Annotated in this window: 22 protein-coding genes; 5 read left to right on the top strand and 17 right to left on the bottom strand. The window is 52.3% G+C overall.

Translation table 11 applies throughout. The features are described 5' to 3' along the window. Positions 1-4: 4 nt before the first annotated feature. The gene (locus COA65_07320) at positions 5-424 is read right to left on the bottom strand and encodes a hypothetical protein (GenBank protein ID PCJ58760.1); all 420 of its coding nucleotides are present in this window, start codon (positions 422-424) and stop codon (positions 5-7) included. Further along, the gene (fliI, locus tag COA65_07325) at positions 421-1,794 is read right to left on the bottom strand and encodes a flagellum-specific ATP synthase FliI (GenBank protein PCJ58761.1); all 1,374 of its coding nucleotides are present in this window, start codon (positions 1,792-1,794) and stop codon (positions 421-423) included. Before fliI ends, COA65_07320 begins: the two co-directional genes overlap by 4 nt. A 204-nt stretch (positions 1,795-1,998) precedes the next feature. Between fliI and COA65_07330 the strand changes: the two genes are divergently transcribed. Continuing rightward, a complete protein-coding gene (locus COA65_07330) occupies positions 1,999-2,757 on the top strand; it encodes a DNA-binding response regulator (GenBank protein ID PCJ58762.1) in 759 nt (252 codons plus the stop codon). A gap of 72 nt (positions 2,758-2,829) precedes the next feature. On the opposite strand, the gene COA65_07335 is transcribed toward COA65_07330, so the two are convergent. The 6 genes from COA65_07335 to COA65_07360 form a co-directional block, all read right to left on the bottom strand. Next, positions 2,830-3,717: a chemotaxis protein CheR gene (locus COA65_07335; GenBank protein ID PCJ58763.1), complete on the bottom strand. Its 888-nt coding sequence runs from the start codon at positions 3,715-3,717 to the stop codon at positions 2,830-2,832. Then, on the bottom strand, positions 3,714-4,799 hold the full coding sequence (locus COA65_07340) for a chemotaxis response regulator protein-glutamate methylesterase (GenBank protein ID PCJ58764.1): 1,086 nt from the start codon (positions 4,797-4,799) through the stop codon (positions 3,714-3,716). The genes COA65_07335 and COA65_07340 overlap by 4 nt, the downstream gene beginning before the upstream one ends. A 68-nt stretch (positions 4,800-4,867) precedes the next feature. Beyond that, positions 4,868-5,233, bottom strand: coding sequence for a two-component system response regulator (locus COA65_07345; protein ID PCJ58780.1), 366 nt, complete (start codon positions 5,231-5,233; stop codon positions 4,868-4,870). 33 nt (positions 5,234-5,266) lie between these two features. Continuing rightward, the gene (locus tag COA65_07350; GenBank protein PCJ58781.1) at positions 5,267-5,752 is read right to left on the bottom strand and encodes a chemotaxis protein CheW; all 486 of its coding nucleotides are present in this window, start codon (positions 5,750-5,752) and stop codon (positions 5,267-5,269) included. Beyond that, a complete protein-coding gene (locus tag COA65_07355) occupies positions 5,752-8,448 on the bottom strand; it encodes a hybrid sensor histidine kinase/response regulator (protein PCJ58765.1) in 2,697 nt (898 codons plus the stop codon). The genes COA65_07350 and COA65_07355 overlap by 1 nt, the downstream gene beginning before the upstream one ends. A 132-nt stretch (positions 8,449-8,580) precedes the next feature. Continuing rightward, entirely contained in the window at positions 8,581-9,240 is a 660-nt protein-coding gene (locus tag COA65_07360; protein PCJ58766.1) for a histidine phosphotransferase, read from the bottom strand. Positions 9,241-9,314: 74 nt separating this feature from the next. Here COA65_07360 and COA65_07365 point away from each other — a divergent pair, with 74 nt between their 5' ends. The 4 genes from COA65_07365 to argE all read left to right on the top strand — a co-directional run bounded on the left by COA65_07365 (position 9,315) and on the right by argE (position 13,375). Next, positions 9,315-9,518 carry a DUF3553 domain-containing protein gene (locus COA65_07365; GenBank protein ID PCJ58767.1) on the top strand — a complete coding sequence of 68 codons (204 nt, stop codon included), beginning with the start codon at positions 9,315-9,317 and terminating at the stop codon, positions 9,516-9,518. A gap of 6 nt (positions 9,519-9,524) precedes the next feature. Next, positions 9,525-11,315 (top strand): hypothetical protein, encoded by a 1,791-nt coding sequence (locus COA65_07370; protein PCJ58768.1) that lies wholly within the window; start codon positions 9,525-9,527, stop codon positions 11,313-11,315. A 101-nt stretch (positions 11,316-11,416) separates the two neighbouring features. Beyond that, complete coding sequence (locus COA65_07375) at positions 11,417-12,184, top strand: NAD kinase (protein PCJ58769.1); 768 nt, start codon at positions 11,417-11,419, stop codon at positions 12,182-12,184. A gap of 33 nt (positions 12,185-12,217) precedes the next feature. Next, positions 12,218-13,375 carry an acetylornithine deacetylase gene (gene argE, locus COA65_07380; GenBank protein ID PCJ58782.1) on the top strand — a complete coding sequence of 386 codons (1,158 nt, stop codon included), beginning with the start codon at positions 12,218-12,220 and terminating at the stop codon, positions 13,373-13,375. Between the two features lie 68 nt (positions 13,376-13,443). Here argE and COA65_07385 read toward each other — a convergent pair whose 3' ends face one another. The 9 genes from COA65_07385 to COA65_07425 all read right to left on the bottom strand — a co-directional run bounded on the left by COA65_07385 (position 13,444) and on the right by COA65_07425 (position 23,983). Continuing rightward, positions 13,444-14,685, bottom strand: coding sequence for a hypothetical protein (locus tag COA65_07385; GenBank protein PCJ58770.1), 1,242 nt, complete (start codon positions 14,683-14,685; stop codon positions 13,444-13,446). Between the two features lie 142 nt (positions 14,686-14,827). Next, a complete protein-coding gene (locus tag COA65_07390; GenBank protein ID PCJ58771.1) occupies positions 14,828-17,350 on the bottom strand; it encodes a pyruvate, phosphate dikinase in 2,523 nt (840 codons plus the stop codon). A 5-nt stretch (positions 17,351-17,355) separates the two neighbouring features. Beyond that, positions 17,356-17,934, bottom strand: a complete 579-nt coding sequence (locus COA65_07395) for a hypothetical protein (GenBank protein PCJ58772.1) — start codon at positions 17,932-17,934, stop codon at positions 17,356-17,358. 253 nt (positions 17,935-18,187) lie between these two features. Next, positions 18,188-19,612 (bottom strand): hypothetical protein, encoded by a 1,425-nt coding sequence (locus COA65_07400; protein PCJ58773.1) that lies wholly within the window; start codon positions 19,610-19,612, stop codon positions 18,188-18,190. A gap of 64 nt (positions 19,613-19,676) precedes the next feature. Then, on the bottom strand, positions 19,677-20,090 hold the full coding sequence (locus tag COA65_07405; protein PCJ58774.1) for a hypothetical protein: 414 nt from the start codon (positions 20,088-20,090) through the stop codon (positions 19,677-19,679). Positions 20,091-20,520: 430 nt separating this feature from the next. Next, positions 20,521-21,336, bottom strand: a complete 816-nt coding sequence (locus COA65_07410) for a hypothetical protein (GenBank protein PCJ58775.1) — start codon at positions 21,334-21,336, stop codon at positions 20,521-20,523. A gap of 297 nt (positions 21,337-21,633) precedes the next feature. Then, on the bottom strand, positions 21,634-22,638 hold the full coding sequence (locus COA65_07415) for a hypothetical protein (protein PCJ58776.1): 1,005 nt from the start codon (positions 22,636-22,638) through the stop codon (positions 21,634-21,636). A gap of 105 nt (positions 22,639-22,743) precedes the next feature. After that, on the bottom strand, positions 22,744-23,679 hold the full coding sequence (locus COA65_07420; GenBank protein PCJ58777.1) for a hypothetical protein: 936 nt from the start codon (positions 23,677-23,679) through the stop codon (positions 22,744-22,746). Between the two features lie 55 nt (positions 23,680-23,734). Beyond that, on the bottom strand, positions 23,735-23,983 hold the full coding sequence (locus tag COA65_07425) for a hypothetical protein (GenBank protein PCJ58778.1): 249 nt from the start codon (positions 23,981-23,983) through the stop codon (positions 23,735-23,737). Between the last annotated feature and the right edge of the window lie 22 nt (positions 23,984-24,005).

A 24,005-nucleotide genomic window follows, 5' to 3' on the forward strand; every position in this document is an offset into this window, starting at 1 on the left:
CGCGCTAGCTTTTCATTCGGCGACGATATGAATTAAGCGAGATTTCATCGAGTTCAATTTGCTGCCGCCGTTCCAAATACTTCTTTTCGCGCTGCAGTCGATTGGCCTCGGTTAATTCATACTTCTTCAATTCACGGTAAGCCTCAGCGACGGAATCCTCCATTTCCTGGATTTGGTCGATCACCCTATAAAGCGAATCCTTTAATTTTCGCCTCCGGCCGATGGCCTGCTTCACATATGCACTAAGCGTATAGCTGGCCTCATGGCACTCCCCTGCGACCGTCTTTTCACGAGCAAGCTCCTCGTCAAGCCCAACCACCTGAGTCTGCAGACGCTCGTGCAGACGCTCTAATTCCTGTAAATCCCGGAGCCTTTCCTCCAGTTGCCAGCGGTGGAGCCGGATAATACCCGTCAGCCGTTTCACGATGCACCTTCTTCGGATATTTCCGGCGTTTTGTTCAGGATTTTTGATAGCCCATCATAGCCGTCCTGCAGACTCGTGGGCTCATTCCTGTCCTGGCGAAGAAAATTCTCTAAAAGAGGATAATAATAAAGGGCTTCATCCGTTTTCGGATCGCTGCCCTTTCGATACGCACCAATCCGGATCATGTCGGCCATGTCCTCATAGGTTGAAATCAGCATTCGGGCGCGACGGACCAGCGCGTTTTCTTCGTCGTTGTTGCAACCGGGCATCACGCGAGAAACGCTCCGCAAAATATGCACGGGCGGAAAGCGCCCCCGCTCTGCGATCGCCCGATCGAGTACGATATGCCCATCAAGAATTCCGCGTACGGCGTCGGCTATCGGCTCATTATGGTCGTCGCCTTCGACCAACACCGTGAACAATCCACTAATAGTTCCCTCACCCTTACGGCCAGGGCCGGCGCGTTCAAGAAGCTTCGGAAGCTCGGCAAACACGCTTGGCGTATATCCCTTGCTGGCAGGTGGCTCGCCCGCCGTAAGGCCGATCTCGCGCTGGGCCATTGCAACGCGTGTGATGCTGTCCATCAGGCAGAGCACATGCTTGCCACGGTCCCGGAAATATTCGGAAAGCGTAAGCGTAAGGTAAGCCGCTTGGCGACGAAGAAGCGGCGATTCGTCCGACGTTGCAACGACGATAACACTGCGGGCAAGTCCTTCCGGCCCCAGATAATCTTCGATGAATTCCTGCACCTCCCGGCCACGTTCACCAATAAGACCGATGACATTGATGTCGGCAGTTGAACAACGCGCCATCATCGACAGAAGGATAGACTTCCCGACACCAGAACCGGAAAAAATTCCCATCCGTTGCCCCTGGCAGCAGGTGAGAAAGGTGTTGATCGATCGAATGCCAAGATCAAGCTTGCCGCCCACCCGCTGACGCTCGTTCGCATGGGGCGGCGCCGCGCGCAAACGGTAGGCCATAGCGCCCTGAGACAAGGATCCGCGGCCATCGACGGGCTCGCCCATCGCGTTCACAACACGCCCCAGCCACCCGCTGGAAGGATAGACGACCGGCTCGGTATCCACCAATTCCGCCTTGCAGCCCAGTCCAACGCCATCCAGCGAACCGAAGGGCATAAGCAAGGCACGGCCATTGCGAAACCCAATAACCTCAGCAACAACCGCGCTTTTCTCCCGACCCAGAATCCGGCACCTGTCGCCGATGGCAAGGGCGTTCTGGACCCCGCCGATCTCGATCATCATTCCAAGGACGGCGGTCACGCGCCCATAGAGGCGATAGGGCGGAATCCGGTCAAACTCGGAAAATCGACCGTCCTCAGAAGGAATGGTTAACGGGATAGGATGCATATGATATGAAGGATTGCTCTCTTAGGGTGTCTCGAAGGACCATCCTAAGGGGGGTAGGCTTAAAGTTCCGTAAAAGACGATGGTCTGCATAAGGCGGGGGGGGGAAATGCCGATTTCCATAGTTAAGACCATCTTAACCCCTTCTGCACCAAAATCAGGGTTAGCAAAACCTTACTTCGTTAACCTGTCTTTAGGGAGGACAGTATGCGCGCGCTTTTAATTGAAGATGATTCCGTCATGGCATCCAATATCGAGATGATGCTTCGATCTGAGAATATCGTCTGCGACACAACCGATCTTGGTGAAGACGGTTTGGAAATCGGAAAGCTTTATGACTACGACATTATTATTCTCGACTTGATGCTTCCCGATATGGATGGCTATGACGTCTTAAAGCACCTTCGTTCCGCACGTATTGAAACCCCTATCCTCATTCTTTCCGGTCTTAGCGAACCAGGCGATAAAATTAAGGGTTTTGGCGTTGGCGCTGATGACTATCTCACCAAGCCCTTCGACAAAGGCGAAATGATTGCCAGGATCCATGCAATTATTCGGCGATCAAAAGGTCATGCCAGCTCTGCCATCACAACCGGGCAGCTATCCGTTAATCTGGATGCCCGCACCGTGGAGGCGAATGGAAAACCAATTCATCTAACCGGAAAAGAATATGGAATCCTTGAGCTTCTCTCCCTCCGTAAGGGGACAACTTTGACGAAGGAAATGTTCCTAAATCACCTCTATGGCGGCATGGACGAGCCCGAACTTAAAATTATTGACGTCTTTATCTGCAAACTTCGGAAAAAACTTTCTGCCGCACTTAACGGCAAAAATCATATCGAAACGGTTTGGGGACGTGGTTACGTTCTTCGCGATCCATTGGTAAGCGAAGAGGAATCCGAGAAAACACCTGCTAGCTCATCAAAACAAATGCCGGAAAAGCAAGTAAGAACCGCCAACGCTTAAAAGATACGTCACAGTTCCATCATAAAAATTTTTCGATAATTTTGGATAGAAAAAGCGCCGCCGTACAAATGGCTACGCTTGAGATGCTGTTTGCTGTGCAACCGGAGCCGACGACAGCGCCGCGACCATGCCAACAGCCCCATCCGAACCACCCATGCCATAGGCACCCCGGGCGCCCAGCATTGGCTTGAAGGAATCGGAAATACCAAGCACCGTTTCGGCCCCACCGAGAAACAATACGCCGTCACTTGCCATTCTCTTGCTGAGTTTTTCAAGCACCTGAATTTTCGTTGGCTGATCGAAATAGATCAATACATTCCGACAAAAAACGATGTCGAATGTCCCAAGAATAGATAAGTCACCAAGCAAATTCATGTGACGCAAGCTCACCATCTTGCGAATATCCTCATTAACCCGCCACCGGTTATCGTTCTCCTGAGAAAAATATTTAACAAGAAGTTGAATGGGAAGGCCGCGCTGCACTTCGAACTGCGTATAAATCCCCGTCCTTGCCCTCTCAAGGGACTCATCGGATATATCCGTAGCAACAATCTCGACCTCACGATTCCCAAGCTTTGCCACCTCCTCTTTAAGAATCATGGCGAGAGTATATGGCTCCTGCCCGGTGGCGGCGGCAGCGCACCAAATTCGTATTTTCTTTGTCCCGGGGCGATTTTCCAGCAAGGCGGGTAGAATGCTTTCCTGGAATATCTTGAACGGCTTTCCATCCCGAAAAAAGAACGATTCGTTTGTCGTCATCGCATCCGTAATCTCACGAATAAGCTCTTCATTCTTATCACACCGAATGGCTTCAACGAGACCATCCAGGCTTTTCAGGTTTCGCTGGCGCACAAACGGCATCAACCGCGCCTCAACCAGATATGCCTTATTGTCCGAGAGCACGAGGCCAGAACGCCGGTACAGAAGATCACAGAGATACTTGAAGTTTTTTGGAATCATCCGGCTCTTCCAGATGCCAGTTCATTGATATAGGTCGGAATCTCAACCAGAGGCAGGACGGTGCTGCATAGGCCTGTCGTCGCAACCGCCCCCGGCATCCCCCAAATGACACTTGTTGCTTCGTCCTGGGCGACCACGATGCCACCAGAAGCGATAATCTTCTCGCAACCTTTAGAACCATCGCGCCCCATGCCCGTGAGAATAAGGGCAAGCACGCGGCTGCCATACACCTCCGCAAGGCTTCGCAACATCGGATCGACAGCTGGYCGACAAAAGTTTTCAGGCGRCGTTTGYAAAAGGCGAATGCACTTCCCCTGCACATTTTTTTCTACGACCATGTGGAAACCTCCAGGCGCCATATATGCCTTGCCCGCCTCTACCCGCTCTCCATCAACCGCCTCGGCGCAGGGGATTTCACTGATCCGATTGATATGCGCGGCAAGAATAGCCGTAAAAGTCGGTGGCATGTGCTGCGTAATAAAAATCGGCAAGCCAAACTTGCCAAGGTTTTCCAGAACCGTGAAAAGCGCTTGCGGTCCGCCCGTCGAACTACCAATGGCGACGACCTGCGGCATATCAAGAGAAGGCTTGCGCAAAACGATCGGGGCATTCCCGTAGAGCCCCCCATCTTTTTCCTTCTTGACGACGAATTTTATGCCGGCAACGGCCTTTGGGGCGACCTGCTTACTGCGACGTCTGTTACCAAGGCCTCGGACCTTCTCAAGAAGTTCGCGCCCAAAATCCCCTGAAGCGCCGACGTCACTTGTCGCGGTTGGCTTTGGAATGTAATCCGCTGCCCCCGAGGAAAGGGCCCGCAAGCTTACCTCTGCGTTTTTCAGAGACAATGTCGAAGCGATAATGATCTGAAGTTTTGGATCCTGCTCAAGAAGCAGTGGCAACGCCGTCATGCCACCCATAACCGGCATCTCAATATCCAGAACAATGACCTCTATGTCATACCGGCCCAATGCCTTGATTGCCTGCTCGCCATTGGCAGCGGATGCAACGACGGTAATGTCACCACCTTTTTCAAGAATTTTCGTCAACAGACCTCGAATAACAACGGAATCATCCACCACCATCACACGATATGGCACCAAACTTCCGGCCGCCGAAGGGAGGGTGGGGCTGGGTTGAGCCAAGGTCGACATTAAAGAATTCCTGCCTGTTCAAATTTTGCTTGGAGAATTTCACTGTCAAAAGGCTTCATGATGTATTCGTTTGCACCCGCCTGTATGGCTGCCTGTATGTGCTTAATGTCGTTTTCAGTGGTGCACAAAACGACGATAGGACTATCCCCTCCTTCAAGCTTACGAAGCGCCTCCAGAAATTCGAGGCCATTCATGACCGGCATATTCCAATCAAGAAGGACGGCATCTGGCATAGCCTGCTTGCAAATTTCAAGCGCCTCACTTCCATTGGAAGCTTCTTTGCTTTTTAAGTTAAGCCCCTCAAGAATGCGCCTCGCGATTGTTCTAATTACTTTCGAATCATCAACTATCAAGCAAAGTTTCATATCCATCCTCCGCAAATATGCTGCGGTTTTTCGCTAAGCGGCTTCGGAATCTGTAAAGTCGAGAAGTTTACTCACGTCAAGGACAACCATAAGCTTTTCGTCCAGACAATAAATGCCAGAAGAAAGTTCCTTCCATAACGCATCTAATGTCGCTGGACTTCGCTCGTAAGTGTTGGCTTCAAGATTGAGAACTTCGCCCACGGAGTCGACAATCAAGCTGTAGAGTTCATTTTGATGGTCGACAACAACGCTCATGCTATCGCGAACATCGGATGGAGAAAGCCCWAGTCGTTTTCGAAYRTCAATCGCCGTRACAATRCGTCCCCGMAGATTTAAAACACCCGCCACCTCTGATGGYGCAAGCGGCACCCRCGTTAATTTCTGMGGYCCCAACACGTCTTGAATATCCAAAACCGGAAYACCGAACATCTGTCCCGCAATAAAGATGGTGACGAATTGTTTYTGATTGYYCGTCAAAYYTRACTCATCMGAGTTCYTGGAAYTATCTTTCGCGGTCATCATGCTGCACCTCGCACTGARTKCAGAGTTTGGGAAAGGCTGTGCAACAAGGCRTCCCGRTCAGATTTTGYGAYATAGTCAGAGAATCCAGCMGCCCGCCCACGCTCCATRTCTTGCTGCGTTGCATGGGAGGAAAGCGCAACCAACGGCGTATTCTKCCATGGGCCTTCCTCWTGAACCGTTGCCGCGAATTCGAAGCCRTCCATRCCMGGCATTTCGATATCGCTWACAATAACGTCAAATCCCTGGCCGGATTCCCGTAAACGCAGCGCCTCATCCGCACTTGCAACTGACGTAACTTCATACCCTGCCACGGTAAGCAACGGCGTAAGCAGATTGCGGAAAAATGGGCTATCGTCCACAAGAAGAATGCGCCGGGATACACCCGAACTTCCATAAGGCGCATCTTCCGCACTGTCGAACCAATTCTCGAAAGCCATGGTCAGGAAGTGATAAACATCGATAACTTCTGTTGCCTTCCCACCGATAATCGCACTGCCAAGCGTGCCCGCATGTTTGCTGACATGCTCAATTTTCAGGTGGTCCTCGACAATATCGAGTATCTCGTCCACCACCAGGCCCACCGACTGGTTGTTGTCGGAAAAAACCAGCACCGGTTGACGCCCCTCACGGGCCATGTCGACGTCGGAACTTAGTGGAATCAGCGGCATCAACTGGTTGCGATATTGCACCATTGGCATGCCATTCGATTCCTCGATCGTATCCGTGTCGATTTCCTCAAGCCGTGCAACGAGTTCCAACGGCACCGCTTTTGGCGCTTTCCCGCCTGCGCGGAAGAGAAGAAGGGACGTGCGCGTTTCCTCTTTTTCCACATCTGAGATCGTTTCAACCTCATCCTCGTGCGTTTCACCCACCCGATTTTCACCAGACGCATTAGCGATACCATTCGGATCGAGGATCATGACGACACTCCCGTCTCCCAAAATCGTGTTTCCGGAAAACATGCCAATATCACGAAGCATGGGCGTTACCGGCTTAACGACGATTTCTTCCGTATCAAAAACCTGGTCAACGACGATTCCAAACCTGTAAGTGCCCACCTGTGTCACGATGACAAAACCCTGATCTTCCAAATGATGATTGGCAATTGCATCACTGCTTTCGCTCACCTCCTGTTCGCCTGAACCGGCGACTTCATCCGATTCTACCTTTTTCAGCTTTAGGAGATCCCCAAGCACGACAAGCGGCAACAGCCGGTCACGCAGCCTAAGAACAGGTGTCTCATGAATATTTTCAATTCTGTGTTCGGATCGCGCCGATGGGCGAACAAGCTCTAGAACGCTGATCTGAGGAATGGCGTAACGCTCGCCGCGGCATTCCACGATCAACGCTGAAACAATTGCTAGAGTCAGGGGAATTTTGATAATAAAATTTGTGCCTTTTCCCTCCTTCGACCGCATTTCAACCGTGCCGCTAATCCGTTCAATGTTTGTCCGCACGACGTCCATGCCGACCCCACGGCCGGATACATTGGTGACCTTCTGTGCGGTCGAAAACCCAGCCTGAAAAACATATTGCAGGATTTCCTGGTCTGTCTTTTCATCAATTTCCGCCTGCGTGGCCAACTGCTTGGAGATAATCTTCTCTTTTACCTTGTCGATAGCGATGCCGTTGCCGTCATCTGTAATTTGGATGATGACATGACCACCCTCATGGTAAGCATTCAGCGTGATCGTTCCCGTTGCGGATTTACCTGCCTTCAGACGTTTTTCTGGCACCTCGATACCGTGGTCGCCGGAATTTCGGACCATATGCGTTAGCGGATCCTTGATAAGCTCCAGAATCTGACGATCAAGTTCCGTGTCCGCACCGATCATCTTCAGTTCGATCTTCTTTCCCAACTCAAGCGAAAGATCGCGAACGATCCTTGGAAGTTTTGACCATGCGTTTCCGACCGGCTGCATGCGGGTTTTCATCACCCCTTCCTGCAGTTCCGTCGTAACGTGGTTCAGCCGCTGTAGCGGTACCGTGAATTCACTATCGCTTACTCCGCGCACCATCTGAAGAAGCTGATTGCGGCTGAGAACCAGTTCGCTAACCATCGTCATCATATTTTCAAGCAGCGATACATTTACGCGAATGCTTTGCGGGGCAGCAGGTGCCTTTTTGGAAGAGGTTGCTTTGGATTCGGCCGCCGAGGAGGATTTCTCTTCAGGCAATGGCGTGGGCACGTCTTCCTGAATCTCCGCTATTTCGTCTTCGACCGCCGCCGGCGCGTCCACAATCGCCTCTTCAAACGAGATATCCTCTAAGAGTTCCGCCGTGGCCGCCTCGGCTGTCTCTTCGGTTGTTTGCCCGCCGCCTTCGGCAAAGATATGAAGACGCTGAATAAGCTCCGAATCATCACCATCCGGCTCCGCTTCCGTTTCCGCAAGCGTGGTCAGCAAATTTTTGATCGCATCAAGGGATTCGAAGATGAGGGTTACGGCCTCTGGCGTAACCTGCAGATCGCCGTCACGAAATTTCCCGAGCACATCCTCAGAGGCATGCGCGACACGCTCAAGGTGTGGCAGCCCAAGAAAGCCGCACGTGCCTTTGATCGTATGTACGAGACGGAAAATCCCCCCTAGCAACTCCGGATCACTAGGGTTCTTTTCAAGTTCTACAAGGTCCCCATCCAGATCGGAAAGGCTTTCCGTCGTTTCCGTTAGAAACTCGCTAAGAAGATCATCCATGATTTGTTTCCCATCCTCTATGGGGAGAATGGCGAATATCCCATTCCCTCCATAAACCCTTTAACTGCTGCTATAAGCTGGCAACAATAGGTTAAAAAGCTATAAAGCCTGGGAAGGAACGCGTCCTGTTAACTAGCCTTTACGCGTATTTGTCACCCTTAGCGTGACCGACCCGGAATTCGGCAGGACAGCAAGGGAAAACCCATATTTGCGAACGAGAAGAGCAAGAAAACAGGCTGGTGCAATGCGCGGCGTCAGCTTCTCTGGCAGAAGATCGAAGTGAAGCGCGGAAACGATCTCATCTTTAAGGGCGGCGTCTTCGCCTCGTGCCGTCACTTCAAAAATATTTTTGTCCACATGGCAGACGGGCACGACCGACACGGCCCCCCCCCTTGGGAGGGCCTCTGAAGCAATCAACGCCATGTTCAAAAGTAGCTTCACAGCACCCTTTGCCACTGGCCCCGATGGGGCAGCTTCCGCAGCCTGCCAATCAAGAGCGACGCGCCCTTCCTTCAAAAATCCGTCCAAGAGTCCCTTCCCTTCTTCTAAGGGAAGCATCTCCGTCGAACCACTGGCTTGGCCAAATGCCACACGGAAAAAACGCAGCCGGCAGGATGCCTCGACCGAGCTTTTTATCAAAAGGCCAAGGATCTCCTTTTCCATTTCCGGCTCGTTTTCTGCCAATAGCTCAAGGCCATTATGGATTGCCCCAATCGGGCTCACAAGATCATGGCAAAGGCGGGAACAAAGAAGTTCCACAAGCCTAAGCTCCTGTTCCGTCTCCGAAGACATAATCCCTTTCCTATCCCCACCTAAGCCCAGAGAGGTGTATGATATAGAACAAAGGCCTGTGGGAAGCCTCCAAAATGCATTTTATCATACCAGGCACGCGCGTTCGTCATCCCACCCAACCGGATTGGGGCGTTGGTCAGGTGCAGTCCGTCGTCAGGGACCGGATTACCGTTAATTTCGAGCACGCAGGCAAAGTCCTTATCAATGCTGCCGTGGTCGACCTGATCGCTGTAACGGAGGAAAACACCCATATCGACGGCAACCCGGCCATAAGGTGAAGACCATTGCAACCTCCCTCTAACATCGCTCGAAAAAAAACAGGGCATGGCATTACGCTTTCTGTCCTTCTCCACCTTTCCTTTCTTCTTCCCTTCATCGTCATTGCGTTTCCAGTTCTTCGTTTTGCGAAGGAATTACCGCCGACTGAAGAATTAGCAAAAGAGCTGTCGCCGGCTGAAGAGTCAAAAGCGCCCTCCTCGCTTGATGAGGTTGATGCCATGATGGTTGATATCCTCTCCTTTTCTGAAAACGAGCCGGAAAGCCTTGCACCCAGCAAGTTCCTTGGCATCAATGGAACACGGCAAACTCTGGAGTTTGAAGAAGACGCGCCGGACAGCGTTCCGCGGACAGATCTCGTGGAATCCCTTGAACCAGCAAAGGAGGCAGAAAAAGAAATCGCCGCGAAGGAAGAACGAGATGGCGAAGCGAAAGCGCCGTTGAAGAAAGCGACCGAGGAACGGCCGGCGCAGCACGAACAGGCGCAGCGCGAACAGACGCAGCGCCCACCTTCCATAGAGTCCATCACCCAGGAAGAGGAAAAGGCCCAGGAAACTACGGAACCTGTCCAAGCGGGCACCGAAACGGCGACGGCAATGGGGGAAGCCATTCTATCACGCAAAGCGTCTTTAAAGACGCCCGCCACTGCCATGTCAGAACCAGCGAAAGCCCCCGCCACGTCAGAACCAGCGGAAGCTGTCGCGTCAAAACTTCCCCCTGCCACCGGCGAAGAACGCACGCTCATTTCCGCGTCGGACGACGTAGTGTCCTCGCCCGAAGCTGCCCATCATCTCGGGCAAAAAAAAACGACGGCCCCCGAAGGACCGCTTGGCGAACTGCTGCAAACCATGCGTGAACGCAATTCACGCCTTGACCGGGCGCTTCGAGATGCGCCTGAAGAGGAACTCAGAAAATTCCGAGTGCAAAGCATTCTTCGTTTACAAGACGCCGCCGCGCAGGGCTACGCCCACGCACAACATGGCCTGGCTGAGATGCTCATGCGGGGAACCCCTGGAGAAATACCGGAAGAGGCAAAAAAACTGCTAACGCGCGCCGCCAAATCTGGCTACGTCGAAGCCCAGGTTCTCCTTGGCTACCTTGCCGCAAGCGGCAAAAGCGAGAAACGGGATCTTGCCGAAGCACTTGCCTGGATTCAGCTTGCCGCAGAGCGCGGTCACAAGACGGCACGTTACGGGGCAAAGAGGCTGGAAAAACTCCTGACAATCGAAGAAATCATTCAGGCCCGTCAACGCACCCAACGCTATCGGTATTTTGAAACCTCTGTCACCCCCGCCGTTACTGGCATTGATGACGAGCGGACACCGGATGAAGTCCTGCGCGACGCCTCCGCAGCGGGCAACGCAGAATTGGTACAAATCATGCTGGCACGTGGGGCAGACCCGAATGCGATCGACGATTCTGGCCGATCTGCACTTATCAACGCCGCCTGGCGTGGGCGCAAGAAGGTCATAGAATTGCTACTTGAAAAGGGGACCGATCTTACCATCCGCGATCGTGAAGGCCTGTCGGCAATCAATTGGGCGGGTGTCAACGGCCACTCAGACGTCATTTACCTTTTGGGAAAGGCGGGCGCCAATCTGAACAACCGCGACAACGACAACCTGACCCCCCTCATGCGGGCAGCGTGGAACGGTCATACAAAGGCTGTCGCTGCGTTGCTGAGTGAGGGTGCCAATCCAAACCTTCAGACGCCCTCTGGAAAGAGCGCTCTCGATTTCGCAGACAAAGAGGGTTACACGCTAATCCAGAAAATGCTGCAAAAAGCCATTCAACCCTGACTGCCCCATCGTTTCAGCTAGGGACTGACGCACACATATTGCTTCGATATACTGTTTTACCTCTGCAAGTCAGGCGTTTGTTCCGGTTCTGAGTGGATCATATGAAATTCCAAAAAATAGCCTTTTCCGCCTCTAGCGCGCCCACGGCTCAAGACGCCCTCGCCCAGCTACAGGCGCGCTACGATCATGTGCCGCCAGAAGAAGCAGACGTTATCGTCGCATTGGGAGGCGATGGTTTCATGCTGGAAACCCTCCATAAGCATATGGATATGGGCAAGAAAATCTATGGCATGCATCGTGGAAGCGTCGGCTTTCTGATGAACAGTTATGAGGAAGAAGACCTCCTTGAGCGATTGAATGCGGCGAAACCGACAACGCTTCACCCACTACGGATGCTGGCGAAGGATATTCATGGCGTTAATCACGAAACCCTTGCCATTAACGAAGTGTCCTTGCTTCGAGAAACACATCAAACGGCGAATATCCGTGTAAGGGTGGATGGCGTCGTCCGTATCGACGCGTTGATTTGCGACGGCATTCTTGTTTCGACGCCAGCCGGAAGCACTGCCTACAATCTTTCTGCGCATGGCCCAATCCTTCCAATTGGCGCCATGCTGTTGGCGCTTACACCCATTAGCGCCTTCCGGCCACGCCGATGGCGAGGCGCCCTTCTTCCTCATTCCGCGAAGGTTTCTTTCGAGATAAACGAGGCGGACAAACGTCCAGTCAGCGCCGTCTCCGACTTCACGGAAGTCCGTGACGTCACCGAAGTACATGTAACCGAGGACAACAAGCAAACGCTTATACTTCTTTTCGATCCCGAGCATAATCTTAACGAACGGATTTTAAAGGAACAATTTTTGTCCTGAAGCTAAGGCGAAGATAGCGTGAAACAACCAACGATTTGCGGGAATAGCCTGAAAATTCTGGAGCGTCTGATCTCCTTCGATACAACCAGCAGAAAATCGAATCTGGACTGCATCGACTTCATACGCTCCCATCTTTCCGAGTTTGGCATCAAGAGCGAACTCAGCTTCAACGATGAGAAGACGAAGGCAAATCTTCTGGCCACCCTAGGCCCAGCAGAGCATCCTGGCGTTCTGCTTGCCGGGCATACCGACGTTGTTCCCATCGATGGCCAAGATTGGAAAACAAACCCCTTCCGAATGCATGAGTACGACGGGCGGCTCTACGGTCGTGGCACCGCCGATATGAAGGGCTTCCTCGCGATAACCCTGGCGCTGGTTCCAGAGCTTCTGGAGATTGCGAGCTCGGCCCCCATTCACCTTGCATTCACCTATGACGAGGAAGTTGGCTGCCTTGGTGTGCAACGGCTTATCCCCCAAATCGAGCGCCTGCCCATAAAACCCATAGCCTGCGTCATAGGCGAGCCCACGGAAATGCGGGTCGTCATCGGCCATAAAGGAAAAACAATCCTTCATTGTGAAGTGCGCGGTCTGGAGTGCCATTCCTCCCTCGACGAAGGCGTGAACGCCATCGAATTTGCCGCCGAAATCGTCACCACGCTTCGCGCCATCGGTCGTCGTCTTTGTGAAGATGGCCCCTTCGATTCCGGATTTAATCCTCCCCACACGACCATCCAAACGGGTGTTATCCATGGCGGCACCGCCGTAAACATTCTTCCCAAGGCGTGTGATTTTTGGTTTGAATTTCGCTGCCTTCCCAACCAGCCTCCGGAAGCCCTAATCGACGAAATAAAAACGCATATCGAACGGGACCTCCTCCCGAAAATGCAGGCCCGCTCTACGGAAACAGGCATCTTCCTGGACGTGATTTCCGACATCCCAGGCCTTCAAACCCCGGAAGAGGCGGACGTGGTCGCACTTGCGAAGAACGCAAGCGGGGGAAACGCGACGGAAAAAATAAGCTTTTGCACAGAGGGAGGCGTTCTTCAGGAAGCCGGCATTCCGACCGTCATTTGCGGTCCAGGAAGTGTGGAACAGGCCCACAAACCCGACGAGTTTGTAACGGTTGCACAACTCAGACAGGCAGAACGTTTCCTTCGCAGCTTTGTTAGAGCTGCCCTCCTCTATCGATAGGGAGCCGCGCCACCATAAAAAAAACGGGGATAACTCCCCGTTTTTTTTATTTCCAATTTCCAGGATGTTTAGGCATTTTCTGAAATAATCACAAGAGGTACCGGCGACATGCTTAGAATCTTTGCAATAACATCACGAATTTCCTGCGTGCAGACGGTTGCCTTCATTTGTTCCTGGTCATTGTAATAAAGTTCAGCAATCCGATGGAATGGAGCAGGCGAACCATCCACCGTGCCAGTGACCTTATAAGCCTTTAAGGATTCACACGGAATTTTCATCGCCATTGGAACAATATCGTTTACCCACACGTCTTCAAAGGCATCCACATCTGGCTGCCGCGGGAAGCAAATCGTCAATTTTACCGGCGGCCGCGCCTTCCCAGCGACTTCATCCAGGGCTAGATCCGATTCAAGAATCATAAGGCTGGGTGCCCCACCCGTCGAAATCTCCATGGCATGTCCGATGGCTTCCTTCGCTGCGCTCGAACCCGCCGCAACCTCAAGGGAAGCCAGGTCGTCGAAATGCAACTCGGCGGTCAGATAATAGGGTGCCCCCTCACCACTCATCGCCCGAATTAAATCAATATGCGGGAAAAGAAATGAAATCACCGAATCGGGGACAAGCCGACTTTTCATAAGAGCGCTAAGGATCGGCTTTGCCAAACCGCGCGGAATCGTGCTGACCACTTTGTTAGCACGAAAAAGCTTTGCCCCAAGCTTCTTGGCGAGAGGAACGTGTTCTTCCATATAGACTTTATCAAATGAGGCGGCGTTCTTCGGCTTCGGGTAGAAGACCATCAAGGAGTGTGCAAACTGGCCATCCGCCTTAACCATTTTGGCGCCACGGTATTTACGAAGCTCCTGTACATCCAGGTCCCACCAACGTTCGCCACGATAGCGAAGGAGAATTTCGCAGAGTTCCCGCTCAATCTGCAAGTAATCGTGAACCGGCATGATCGGAGGACGGTAGCGCTCCCGAAATTCTTCGACGACACTCTCAAGCTTGATGATATCGTCCGCTTCTTTAGCCTGCTTTATGTAGTTCTCACGAACTGGATCGAGTGCCTCGCCCCGTGTCGTTTGCGTCAGAAGATCATTGGATGCCATTTTTTCAGCTTTTAGCTTGGCAAGATGCTCCTCCATTTTCGCTTCAACCCAGCGATAATCGCCGCTTCGTTCCTTTGGGGGGCGCGAGTTAAATCGCCAGTCCACAAGGGCATCCGTCAGCTTTTCAAGGCTATCGTAGCTTTGAATCTTCGGCAGCCATTTTTCCCGATATTTGCTTTCAGCCGCCACAGTTATCTGCGCCATAACGTACTCCAATTCACCTTCGTGCCAGAGAAAGGCACAGTCATATCAAAATGGTCTTTCCGCGAACCAACACGGCACCTAAAAACAAGAGCTGTTTTACGTGTCTTTCTTTCCTACACTTTTTTTCATTTTTTTCTCGCCTTTATCTACAGTCGGCGGATTTGTCGTTGCCACTTTGGCCAAGCAGCAAACGGGTGCTTTCAAAGTGATGAAGCGGAGAGGTGAAATTCCGGAAGCCGGCGCAATATAGGTCCGCTATTGCGGAAGGCCTCGGCGCCCCTCCCAAATCTACGCCAACTCTGGTCCCTGAATGCTTATCGGATGCCTCCAACAGGTTAGCCAGCAATCTTCGGCTTAAAGAATAGAGAGCAGCCCTTGGATGGTGTGAGAGAAGGCCAGCGGCTACATATTCTTCCAGGACTTCATCACCAAAGAGTATTTCTGCCGGATAACCACGCGCTGTACGAATAAGTTCGTAAAGATCAACCCACAGCACCGGATCGTCCAACAACAATTCTTCTGCTGAATGCAGAATCTCCGGATTTCGAATAACAGCACCAGCCTGCATATTACCTATACGTTCGGCGGTTTTACGAAACGCACACAACTCGCGTACGTCCGTGATGCCATTCACAAGCACTGTCACCTGCGTGTGGCCGCTGTCTTTCGCGGCACTACCAATCGCCCGCAAAAAAGCCTCGACAAGCCGCGGCGCACCCAGCGGTAGCAGGAGATACGGGGAGAGGGACGGCCAGTCCGAGATCAGACGCCGGCACTCATTGCTTGCAAGATTTGGAAGGCGAATATCAACGGGCATGCCTGCGGACGCCTCAAAGAAGGCGCGGCATACGTCGTAGGTCGGCTCCTCGAAACGTTTTTCGACTTTGTCAGATGACGCAGAGACGTCGGCGCTAAGAGCACCAACGGCATCAATAAAACCATCTACAACGCCACCGGAAACAAGCAGCTCCCGCAAGGGCGTGACGCCAATACCGTGGGCTTTTCGCTGTACCACCGAAGCCGCTTCATCGACGTTGCATGCTGTGATCCAGACTTTCGCCTTGGAAGCGGTGTCCGCCCATTCAAGCAAATGCGCAAGCGCGCCACCTTCTACTTCCACCTCCCGCAGGGGAATGACGCCGGAATAAATATCTCCGCTTTCGCCATCGATAGAAATCTTGTCACCTTCGGCGAATTTCCGGCCATCAACCCCAAAGGTTTTTGCGTCCGGATTAATGTCCATGTCTGAACAACCAACGACACAGGGTTTATCCAACGCACGCGATACAACGGCGGCATGGCTTGCCGCCCCGCCCCGTCCCGTCACGATGCCCTGCGAGACCAACATGCCGCGCACATCGAGAGGGCTTGTGGTTGGCCTGAGGAGAATAATGGCCTCCCCCGTTGCCGCCCGCTCTGCCGCCCGATCCGAATCAAGCACGGCGCTGCCGCTAGCATGCCCTGGCGAAGCACCGATTCCTTTGGCTATCAAAGCGCCGTCCTTAACCGCAGCCTCAAGGGCGTCCGGGTCAAACTTTGGCCGCAAAAGCCGCGATACCTGATCTGCCGTGACACGGCCAAGCGCATCACTCTCACTGATGACTTTGTCCTCAACAAGATGCGTCGCGATGGAAACGGCAGCTGCCGCTGTTCGCTTTGCCGGTCGCACTTGCAACATATAAAGCTTGCCATCTTCGACTGTGAACTCGATGTCCAGAGCATCCCGGTACAAACTTTCCAGTGTGGCCCCAAAGTCGATGAGTTCTTTTCTAAGCCCCGGGTCCATCGCATCTGGTTCGGAAAGCGAAGCTGGCGTTACCGTCCCAGCAACAACTTCTTCACCCTGACCGCCGCTTAAATATTCCCCATAAAGTTCATGCACGCCGGTAATCGGATTTCGCGTAAAAGCGACGCCGGATCCAGAATTCTGATTTAGATTTCCGAATACCATGGCCTGCACAACAACCGCCGTGCCGAGATCATCTGGAATTCCGTGATGGTTACGATAGGTGTTCGCGCGCGGTGAATCCCAGGAATCGAACACGGCCTTAATCGCGTGGTCCAGCTGCACACGCGGCTCTGTGGGGGGCGGCACTTCGCCCTGGTTCTGGATAGAGGCAAGAACCGCATTCTCAAAGCTATTCAGGGAATCTTTCGTGCATTTTTTCGCAGCTTCCTCACGCATCGTCTCCGTCTCTTCTTCGAGAAGCAACGAATCCAACCCAAGAACGATATCCGAATACATGCTCCAGAAGCGGCTCCAACTATCCACAGCAAAAGCCGTGTCGCCGGAAATTTTGGCAAGGCGGGTGACGGAATTTACATCCAGCCCCAAATTCAGGATCGTATCCATCATGCCCGGCATGCTGACCTTCGCGCCCGACCGGACGGAAACCAGCAGAGGCGAACCGTCCCCAGCAAAACTTTTTCCCGTTGCCTTCTCCAAACGACCCAGGGCCGCGTCAACCTGTTCTTTCAACCCGTCTGGAAGCTTTCCACCACCATCTCGGTACGCAAGATAGGCGTCCGTTCCGATAACAAACGCGGGTGGCACCGGAAGTCCCTGCGCAGCCATTCGCGCAAGGCCCGTGCCCTTGCCGCCGAAACGGTCAAGGTCCGTAGCATCAAGGTCGGCAATGTCCCATACGAATTTATCAGCAGGCATGCGTGTCAATCCTCCACCGTATCGCGGGGCTTACCAAGAACGGCGAGGATGTCCTCGTGAAACTCAAACCATACATTATGCATGGAATCGGTCGTCGGGCTGCTGACATAGCTATGATCACCCTGATCGACGCGCGCAAGCGCAGCCGCAAAGCGATCAGCATAAATCTGGTAGCGAGGGATTATGTCTATTGCCTGGGACAGCGCCTTAATCAGACGCTCGACAGTACGGGTAAGTCTACCCAGTGTCGCGTCATCACCGCTTTGCTCGGCTTGCCAGTCGCTCACCAATTTTAGGAATTGCGTATTAATGATCTCGAAGCGGTCGTACCAGCCAACCAAGTCCTGATTCTGGCGCTGTTCGCTGTAGGTTTCAGTGTAAAACTCAAGAACGGCCCGTGTGCCATCCTCCTGCAGCATGTATTGGCCTCCCAAATCCAACAAAAGGCCGTTTGCAACGGCCTCATCGACCAAGGCGCGTGCAGCATCAACTTCCAGTCCGGCACATTCGGCAAGCGCATTAACAGTGGCCATTTTCCGGAGGTAAACTGCATTCAGGGCTTTAAACGTTTGCTCATTAATCATCGGATTATCTTCTCTTTCTCCTGTCTCAATCGAAGGAAGCGTCGCAGTTGCCTTTTACATCAACCGCGACGCTATGCTCGTTGGCCCATCCTTTTCAAAAGTGAGCCTCAACACCCGGGGTAAGCCTATCCCGTCAACCTTGTCAGACCCGGAAGTTACTTTCCGCCATCACCGTTTTCAAATGCAGCGCCTAAGCCTTACATACTCCCGAAGGTCGATTTTTCACAAATGCGCAGACGAACCCGCCAATGTCCTAGTAGTGGTGATACTTCGATCCACGGATATTGGCTTTATCGGAAAAGCGCAGATAACCCTCACCGGAAAAGATTTTCTGAGGCACGGTCGTCTGAACAAAATTACGTTTGGTAATTTCATATGAGTAATTCGAAATCCGCTGATCGATTTCCCATAAGTTGCAGTCTTTATTGAAGTAATCGTACATCCCGGCTTTACGCATATACGGGATGATCATCTCGATATAATAGCTGTATATGCCGTTCAGGCACAGTTCCGGACGAGACATCTTCGCCGTCTTTTTATACATATTAAAGGTCGCCTGCTGGATCTTCTCGAGATATTTGTCCACTTCCATAATCGGCAAGCTGTAGACATCGCTCATCGGCGTATCGTGCTGTTCACGAACAAAGATCGCGCCACCGGTAACCGCTTCAATATAGTTTTTTGGAACCGTAAAGGTTGTCGAGATATCGTTCACACGAATCTCTTCCAGCCCCATAAGCTCCGGATCGATCAAAATCATCAGCGTAAAGCAATGTGGCAAGCCTTCGCACACGTCGCTCCAATGATACAGGTCTTCATTCACGAAAAGATCGCGGACAATCAGGATGCGCCCATCCGGCTGCAGATAAGGCCCTGTGTCCCCAAGTCCCAGGCGGCAATCGTAATGGTCGAAGAAAGCCAGCAATTCCGCCGCCGCATTGAAGGCCATAAATTTGTTGCCCACGTCCGATCCTGGCTCAAAGTCCACACACTGGGTTAAAAGACCATCGAGAAAGTCCTTCTCGTGGATTTGGCAACGGAACCGGTCCTGAGAGTTGAAGAGCCAGCCATCTTGACGCTTGCCCCATAGAATCCGCTGCATGAATTTAAGGATGGTGTTGCTTTCCGCAACATAATCGTCCGGCTGAATTGCCTCGAGCGCCAACAGGCCGCAACGGCCCATGCCAAAGGTAATCGCGCCAAGACACCAGTCATGCACGCAATTGACCTTCGTGCCGATCTCACGGCGAGAGCTGGCACCAATGTCCATAACACCCTGCGCCCCGATCTCATCGGTAATCTTCATCATGAATTCCGGATAACGGTAAAATTCGTGCATGGTAGACAGAATTTCATATTCCTGACGTGGAATCATGCCGGAAACGCCTTCCGTCGCTCGCATGACAAGAACGTCCCAAATATTCCATGCCAGATAATCGTTGAGATCGTTCAGCTCAGGAACCGTGAATTCATCCTTGAGAACGTCCTTCTTCGTAACCTTCTCCATAACCTTGGTGCTCATGCGCTGTTTCATGAGCCGGTCGCCAAGAATGCCGTCCGGTATAGGGTCCATATCCGTAAAATTACCGGTGTATTTCAGATCCTGAAAGCGAAGCCCATCGTCATTGGGCTCATAGCGTTTCTGCCACTGCGCCTTAGCTTTTGCAGCTTCAGCCATGTTGTCTACCTCCTGAAAAATTTCTGCTCGCGATTGCTGTCTTGCTCAAAATCCATGGCCGATGTTAGTCGGTAACAACCTTGCCAACATCGTGATCGCTGCAATCCAGGCTAACCGTCGTGCCATCCAGCTTCGAAACGATCTCATCAAAATGCTCCTCCCCCGTTTCCCCGGCAACGTAGCGGGACTCGGTGTCATGCAAATTGATCGTCATGACGCACGGAATCTGGAACTCCCGGGTCAGAATCCCTAAATGGGATTCCGGTGCACCCGACATTGTGATCACACCAATGGCACCCATGCTAAGCGCCGGCGCAAGAAACGTCGTGGTTCCACCCCGAACAAGCAGGATGTGCTCTTTCAACTTACCGCTTTGGATGAGTGCAATCACCGCCTGCGGATCGGCAAGATATTTCACAACGCCGCTTGGCTTTTTATCCGTGTTGAAGGTGTTAAATCCCTCGGCTATTACTGGCATCTCTAGCTTCCCTCGCTTTTAATCCGACTTTGACTTTTAAAATCAGTACATATTCTAAACACCCCCTCCCGCTGGTTTTGCGGGAAAGGCCGGTGATTTATAGGCGCCAATTTAAAACGCCTATGGACGAGGCTGCGGGACCGGAACAACCAACGCAACGAAACACTCGCCACAGGCTGCCTCTTGTCGGACGCAAATACAGGAAAGGATGTTGCGACCCCCCTTACCCCTTGTTGTCTGCCCCTTTATTGAGGTTGAGGCTTCTTATTTTTTTACAGATTTTCCGGAGAAAAAGCCAGCCATCTTTTGCCCGGGACCACAGACCCGCCCAGCTTTGTTCCATATATATAACAGGCACTTACCACCCCACTGGCTAATTTAGGTATTCCACGGCCATGGCGTGCCACCGTTTAATCCCCACCCACGATGGTTAAAGCCCTCCCTGGAGCAGATAGTCCATGTGCATAAAGTCCATGACCCCGCCATAGGCCTTTCGTCCATCCATTTCGTATTCCAGCATTGTGTAAAACCCCGGAACGTTTGGAAGGTAATACCAAGGGTAGGTCGCCATCGCCTTGCCTATGTAATGGAAGGTTTTTCCACGAATATCTTCGACTGTAACATCAAGCCCCATGGTGTAGAAACCATCCCGCTCCGTTACCCGCCCCTTGCCGTCAACCAGGCCATAGGCTTTTCCATCCTCCATCACATAACCATGAGCCAAGGGCCCGTAGTCGCACGATGCCCGCGGATCAATCGTAAAAATCGAATGGATCGCCAAATCACGTCCAAAGTGAACGTTTCCCCAAGCCATATGGCCCGAACGCGATTCGGGCCTCGGCCCCCAGCTGTGATCCATCGTCGAAACAATGTCGATGGGATAAACCTTCCCACGCAATTTCAACTCTCCCCGGATATGCCCGGTATGGTCAAAATGGCAATTATAGGCCGTGCCAAAGCCCTGATGCTTGGCAAGCTCGCCTTGCGAGCGCCTGGCCGTGATGGGATCCATTTCAGGGTCGGCAATATCGTAAGGCGGCATCAAGCCTTCATAGGTGAAATGCAATTCCGTTCCATCCCGCCCAACGTAATCCACCTTGTAATCCATCGGCGGCTTCGTGACCTCAACGGAAAGACCGCTAGCCAGCGCATATTTCCCAATCTGGGCATCTTTAGGAATTGGAAGGTGAACATAAAAATCGTTGTGGAGCGCTTCGTAAGGGTGGCTGCAAAAACCCTGCACCACAAAACATTCGTAAGCACAATCCCGTGAGGTTTCCGGAAAAGGGCATAAACAACAATCATGATGTTTTCTTCCGGAATATAGATCGTCCAGGCGTTGGTTTCCGCCCAGTAAAGCGCGTCTTCCTTGGAAGTCGGCTCATGAAAGAAAAGTGCGTCATTTTCCGTGATCATTGTTTTCCCCCTCTACTGCTTTTCCACTTGCCATAAGAAAGCAGAAAGCCGCCATCGAAATTCGATGGCGGCTTTCAAAACAATTTATTCGACCCGGGGCTGCATAACCCTCAAGCCATACCTAGCACTAAAATTTAGGCCGGTCCGGGCGGGTCATGTAAGGCATGGCCATAAAGTCCTGACATTCGCCATAGGCTTTGCGACCGTCGGTCAGGACAACCTCGTTAAGAGATTGATAGCCGCAGACACTCGGCCATGCCTGCCAAGGATAACCGGTCAGGGCCTTGCCCTTGTAGCCGAAGGTCTTGCCGCGAATATCCGTAACTTCGACTTCGAGTTCTTTCTGCTGATAGCCATCACGCTTCAACGCCCGGCCCGTGCCACTGACCAAGCCGTAGCACTTTCCGCCCTCCATGACATAACCATGGGCGAGAGGCCCGTAATTTACCGGGTCCTTATTGGGATCAATCTGGAAAATCGTATGAATGGCAAAGTCCGGATCGGCATGGACATGGCCCCACGTCATGTTGTGGGCATCGAATTCCGGCCGTGGACCCCAGCTGTGATCCATCGTCGAAATCTCGGAAATCTCGTATTCCTTGCCATGCACCTTCACAACACCCGTGTAGCGCCCGGATTGATCAAAATGATGGTTGTAGGCAGTCCCAAAACCCTGGGCATCTGCAAGCTCTCCGCTCGTGCTTTTCTTGGTAATCGGGTCCATCTCAGGGTCGGCAATGTCGTAAGGCGGCATCAGGCCTTCGTAATGAACATCAATTTCCATCGCGCCATCTTCGCTGCGATATTTGATGTCGTAATCCATCGGTGCCTTTGTTGCTTTTACGTGAAGTCCATTCGCAAGGGAATAATCTCCAAGACGCGCCTCTTTTGGAATCGGAAGATACACCTGGTAATCGTTGTGCAGGCATTCCGTTGCATCCCTGCCAAAGCCCTTGACCGCAAAGACGTTCGATAGCACCAAATTAAATTGCTTGCGGAAGATCAGGTAGACACCGATCGTAATCTCTTCCTTCGAATTGTAGAAGCCAAAGAAATTCGTCTCCGCCCAATGCCGATTGTCGTCTTCCCCCGATGGCACATGGAAATCCATCACGTCCTTTGCCGAAATCATTGCTTCATCTCCTGATAAAATTAGCTTGTGATATTTTTAATCGGTTTACGGATCGCAAGCTACCCTCTATTGCCGGAAACTCACGCATTTGATCGAATTTTCGATTCAGGCGCTTCTCCGGATGATGTTTGGCATGCTGACCACGTCCTGACATTCCCCATAGCCGATACGCCCGTCCATGTTCCATTCCATAAGGGTCGCAAAGTCACATGTGTTTGGCCAACACATCCAGGGAAAGCCCGTCATGGCGCTGCCCGTGAAATGATAATTACGGCCCCGCACATCAGTCACCTCAACGTTCAGGCCCATCTGCATCAAGCCATCCCGCGTTGACGTCGCCTTGCCGGTTTTTAAGCCATAAACCTTGCCGTCCTCAAGCACATAGCCATGGGCAAAAGGGTCCAGAACACCCGGTGACATCGGATCGAAGGCGAAGATGCAATGGATTGTCAGATCGCGCCCAAAACTTACGTGAAACCAGCTAGCCGAGCCGTAATCCGCCTCGGGCCTAGGCCCCCAGCTATGATCCATCGTCGAAACGGAATCGATCTTGTAGCTTTTCCCTTTTACCTTGAGCGTACCTTTGAAATGCCCCGTCTGATCAAAATGCCCCTTGATTGGCTTTTCCTTCGGCGCATTCGGGTCCATTTCCGGATCCGTGATGTCATATGGCGGCATAAGGCCCTCATATTCAACATGGAATTCGGTATCGTTTTTCCCTTTATAGGTAAGCATATAATCCATCGGCGGGTTCACTGCTTTCACGCCCAACCCATTGGCAAGCGAATAATCGCCAATTTTTTCCGGAAGCTGCAGATGCGCATGCTCGTCATAATAAAGCGCCTCAATGCAATGCCTGGGAAAACCCTGGATGACCTGCACGCTGGAAAGGACGACGCCCAAAGTCGGGCGCGACAGAAAATAGATGCCAACGTTGATCTGTTCTTCCGGAATGTTAAAACCAAAAAAATTCGTTTCCGCCCAAAGCGGATCGCCATCTGCGGGCAGATGGAATTCCATAACATCCTTTGCTGAAATCATGATTGCTTCCCCCTTGTAGAGGCTTGCGCTCTCAATTAAAGGACGCAGTTTTTTCCTATAAAATCAAGTTTTTTGGGGAAGTGCCGCAACACCACAAGGTTACTTCGAACAAGCCGCTGTCGGGAAATCGACGGCGGCTTTCTTCTTTTACCGGGGCAAGCACCAGACGCATCGGCGAGCAAGGGTTCGCCGGGGTTCGCCGGGGTTCGCCGGGGTTTGCCGGGGTTTGCCGGGGTTTTTGGCCTTGGCGCATAAAAAACTGGCGGGGCCCGAAAGCCCCGCCAGCGTTCTTTTCGTCACCCAAAACGTTTGGGTTCAGTCGCCGC

The sequence above is a fragment of the Rhodospirillaceae bacterium genome, assembly GCA_002746255.1.
In the GTDB taxonomy this organism is placed as follows: domain Bacteria; phylum Pseudomonadota; class Alphaproteobacteria.

Excerpts from the sequence above, each read along its gene's own strand:
- COA65_07365 (PCJ58767.1), top strand. The coding sequence starts at position 9,315 with ATGCATTTTATCATACCAGGCACGCGCGTTCGTCATCCCACCCAACCG.
- COA65_07420 (PCJ58777.1), bottom strand. The coding sequence starts at position 23,679 with ATGATTTCAGCAAAGGATGTTATGGAATTCCATCTGCCCGCAGATGGC.
- COA65_07360 (PCJ58766.1), bottom strand. The coding sequence starts at position 9,240 with ATGTCTTCGGAGACGGAACAGGAGCTTAGGCTTGTGGAACTTCTTTGT.
- fliI (PCJ58761.1), bottom strand. The coding sequence starts at position 1,794 with ATGCATCCTATCCCGTTAACCATTCCTTCTGAGGACGGTCGATTTTCC.
- COA65_07345 (PCJ58780.1), bottom strand. The coding sequence starts at position 5,233 with ATGAAACTTTGCTTGATAGTTGATGATTCGAAAGTAATTAGAACAATC.
- COA65_07405 (PCJ58774.1), bottom strand. The coding sequence starts at position 20,090 with ATGCCAGTAATAGCCGAGGGATTTAACACCTTCAACACGGATAAAAAG.
- COA65_07330 (PCJ58762.1), top strand. The coding sequence starts at position 1,999 with ATGCGCGCGCTTTTAATTGAAGATGATTCCGTCATGGCATCCAATATC.
- COA65_07390 (PCJ58771.1), bottom strand. The coding sequence starts at position 17,350 with ATGCCTGCTGATAAATTCGTATGGGACATTGCCGACCTTGATGCTACG.
- COA65_07335 (PCJ58763.1), bottom strand. The coding sequence starts at position 3,717 with ATGATTCCAAAAAACTTCAAGTATCTCTGTGATCTTCTGTACCGGCGT.
- COA65_07375 (PCJ58769.1), top strand. The coding sequence starts at position 11,417 with ATGAAATTCCAAAAAATAGCCTTTTCCGCCTCTAGCGCGCCCACGGCT.
- COA65_07400 (PCJ58773.1), bottom strand. The coding sequence starts at position 19,612 with ATGGCTGAAGCTGCAAAAGCTAAGGCGCAGTGGCAGAAACGCTATGAG.
- COA65_07395 (PCJ58772.1), bottom strand. The coding sequence starts at position 17,934 with ATGATTAATGAGCAAACGTTTAAAGCCCTGAATGCAGTTTACCTCCGG.
- COA65_07415 (PCJ58776.1), bottom strand. The coding sequence starts at position 22,638 with ATGATTTCGGCAAAGGACGTGATGGATTTCCATGTGCCATCGGGGGAA.
- COA65_07385 (PCJ58770.1), bottom strand. The coding sequence starts at position 14,685 with ATGGCGCAGATAACTGTGGCGGCTGAAAGCAAATATCGGGAAAAATGG.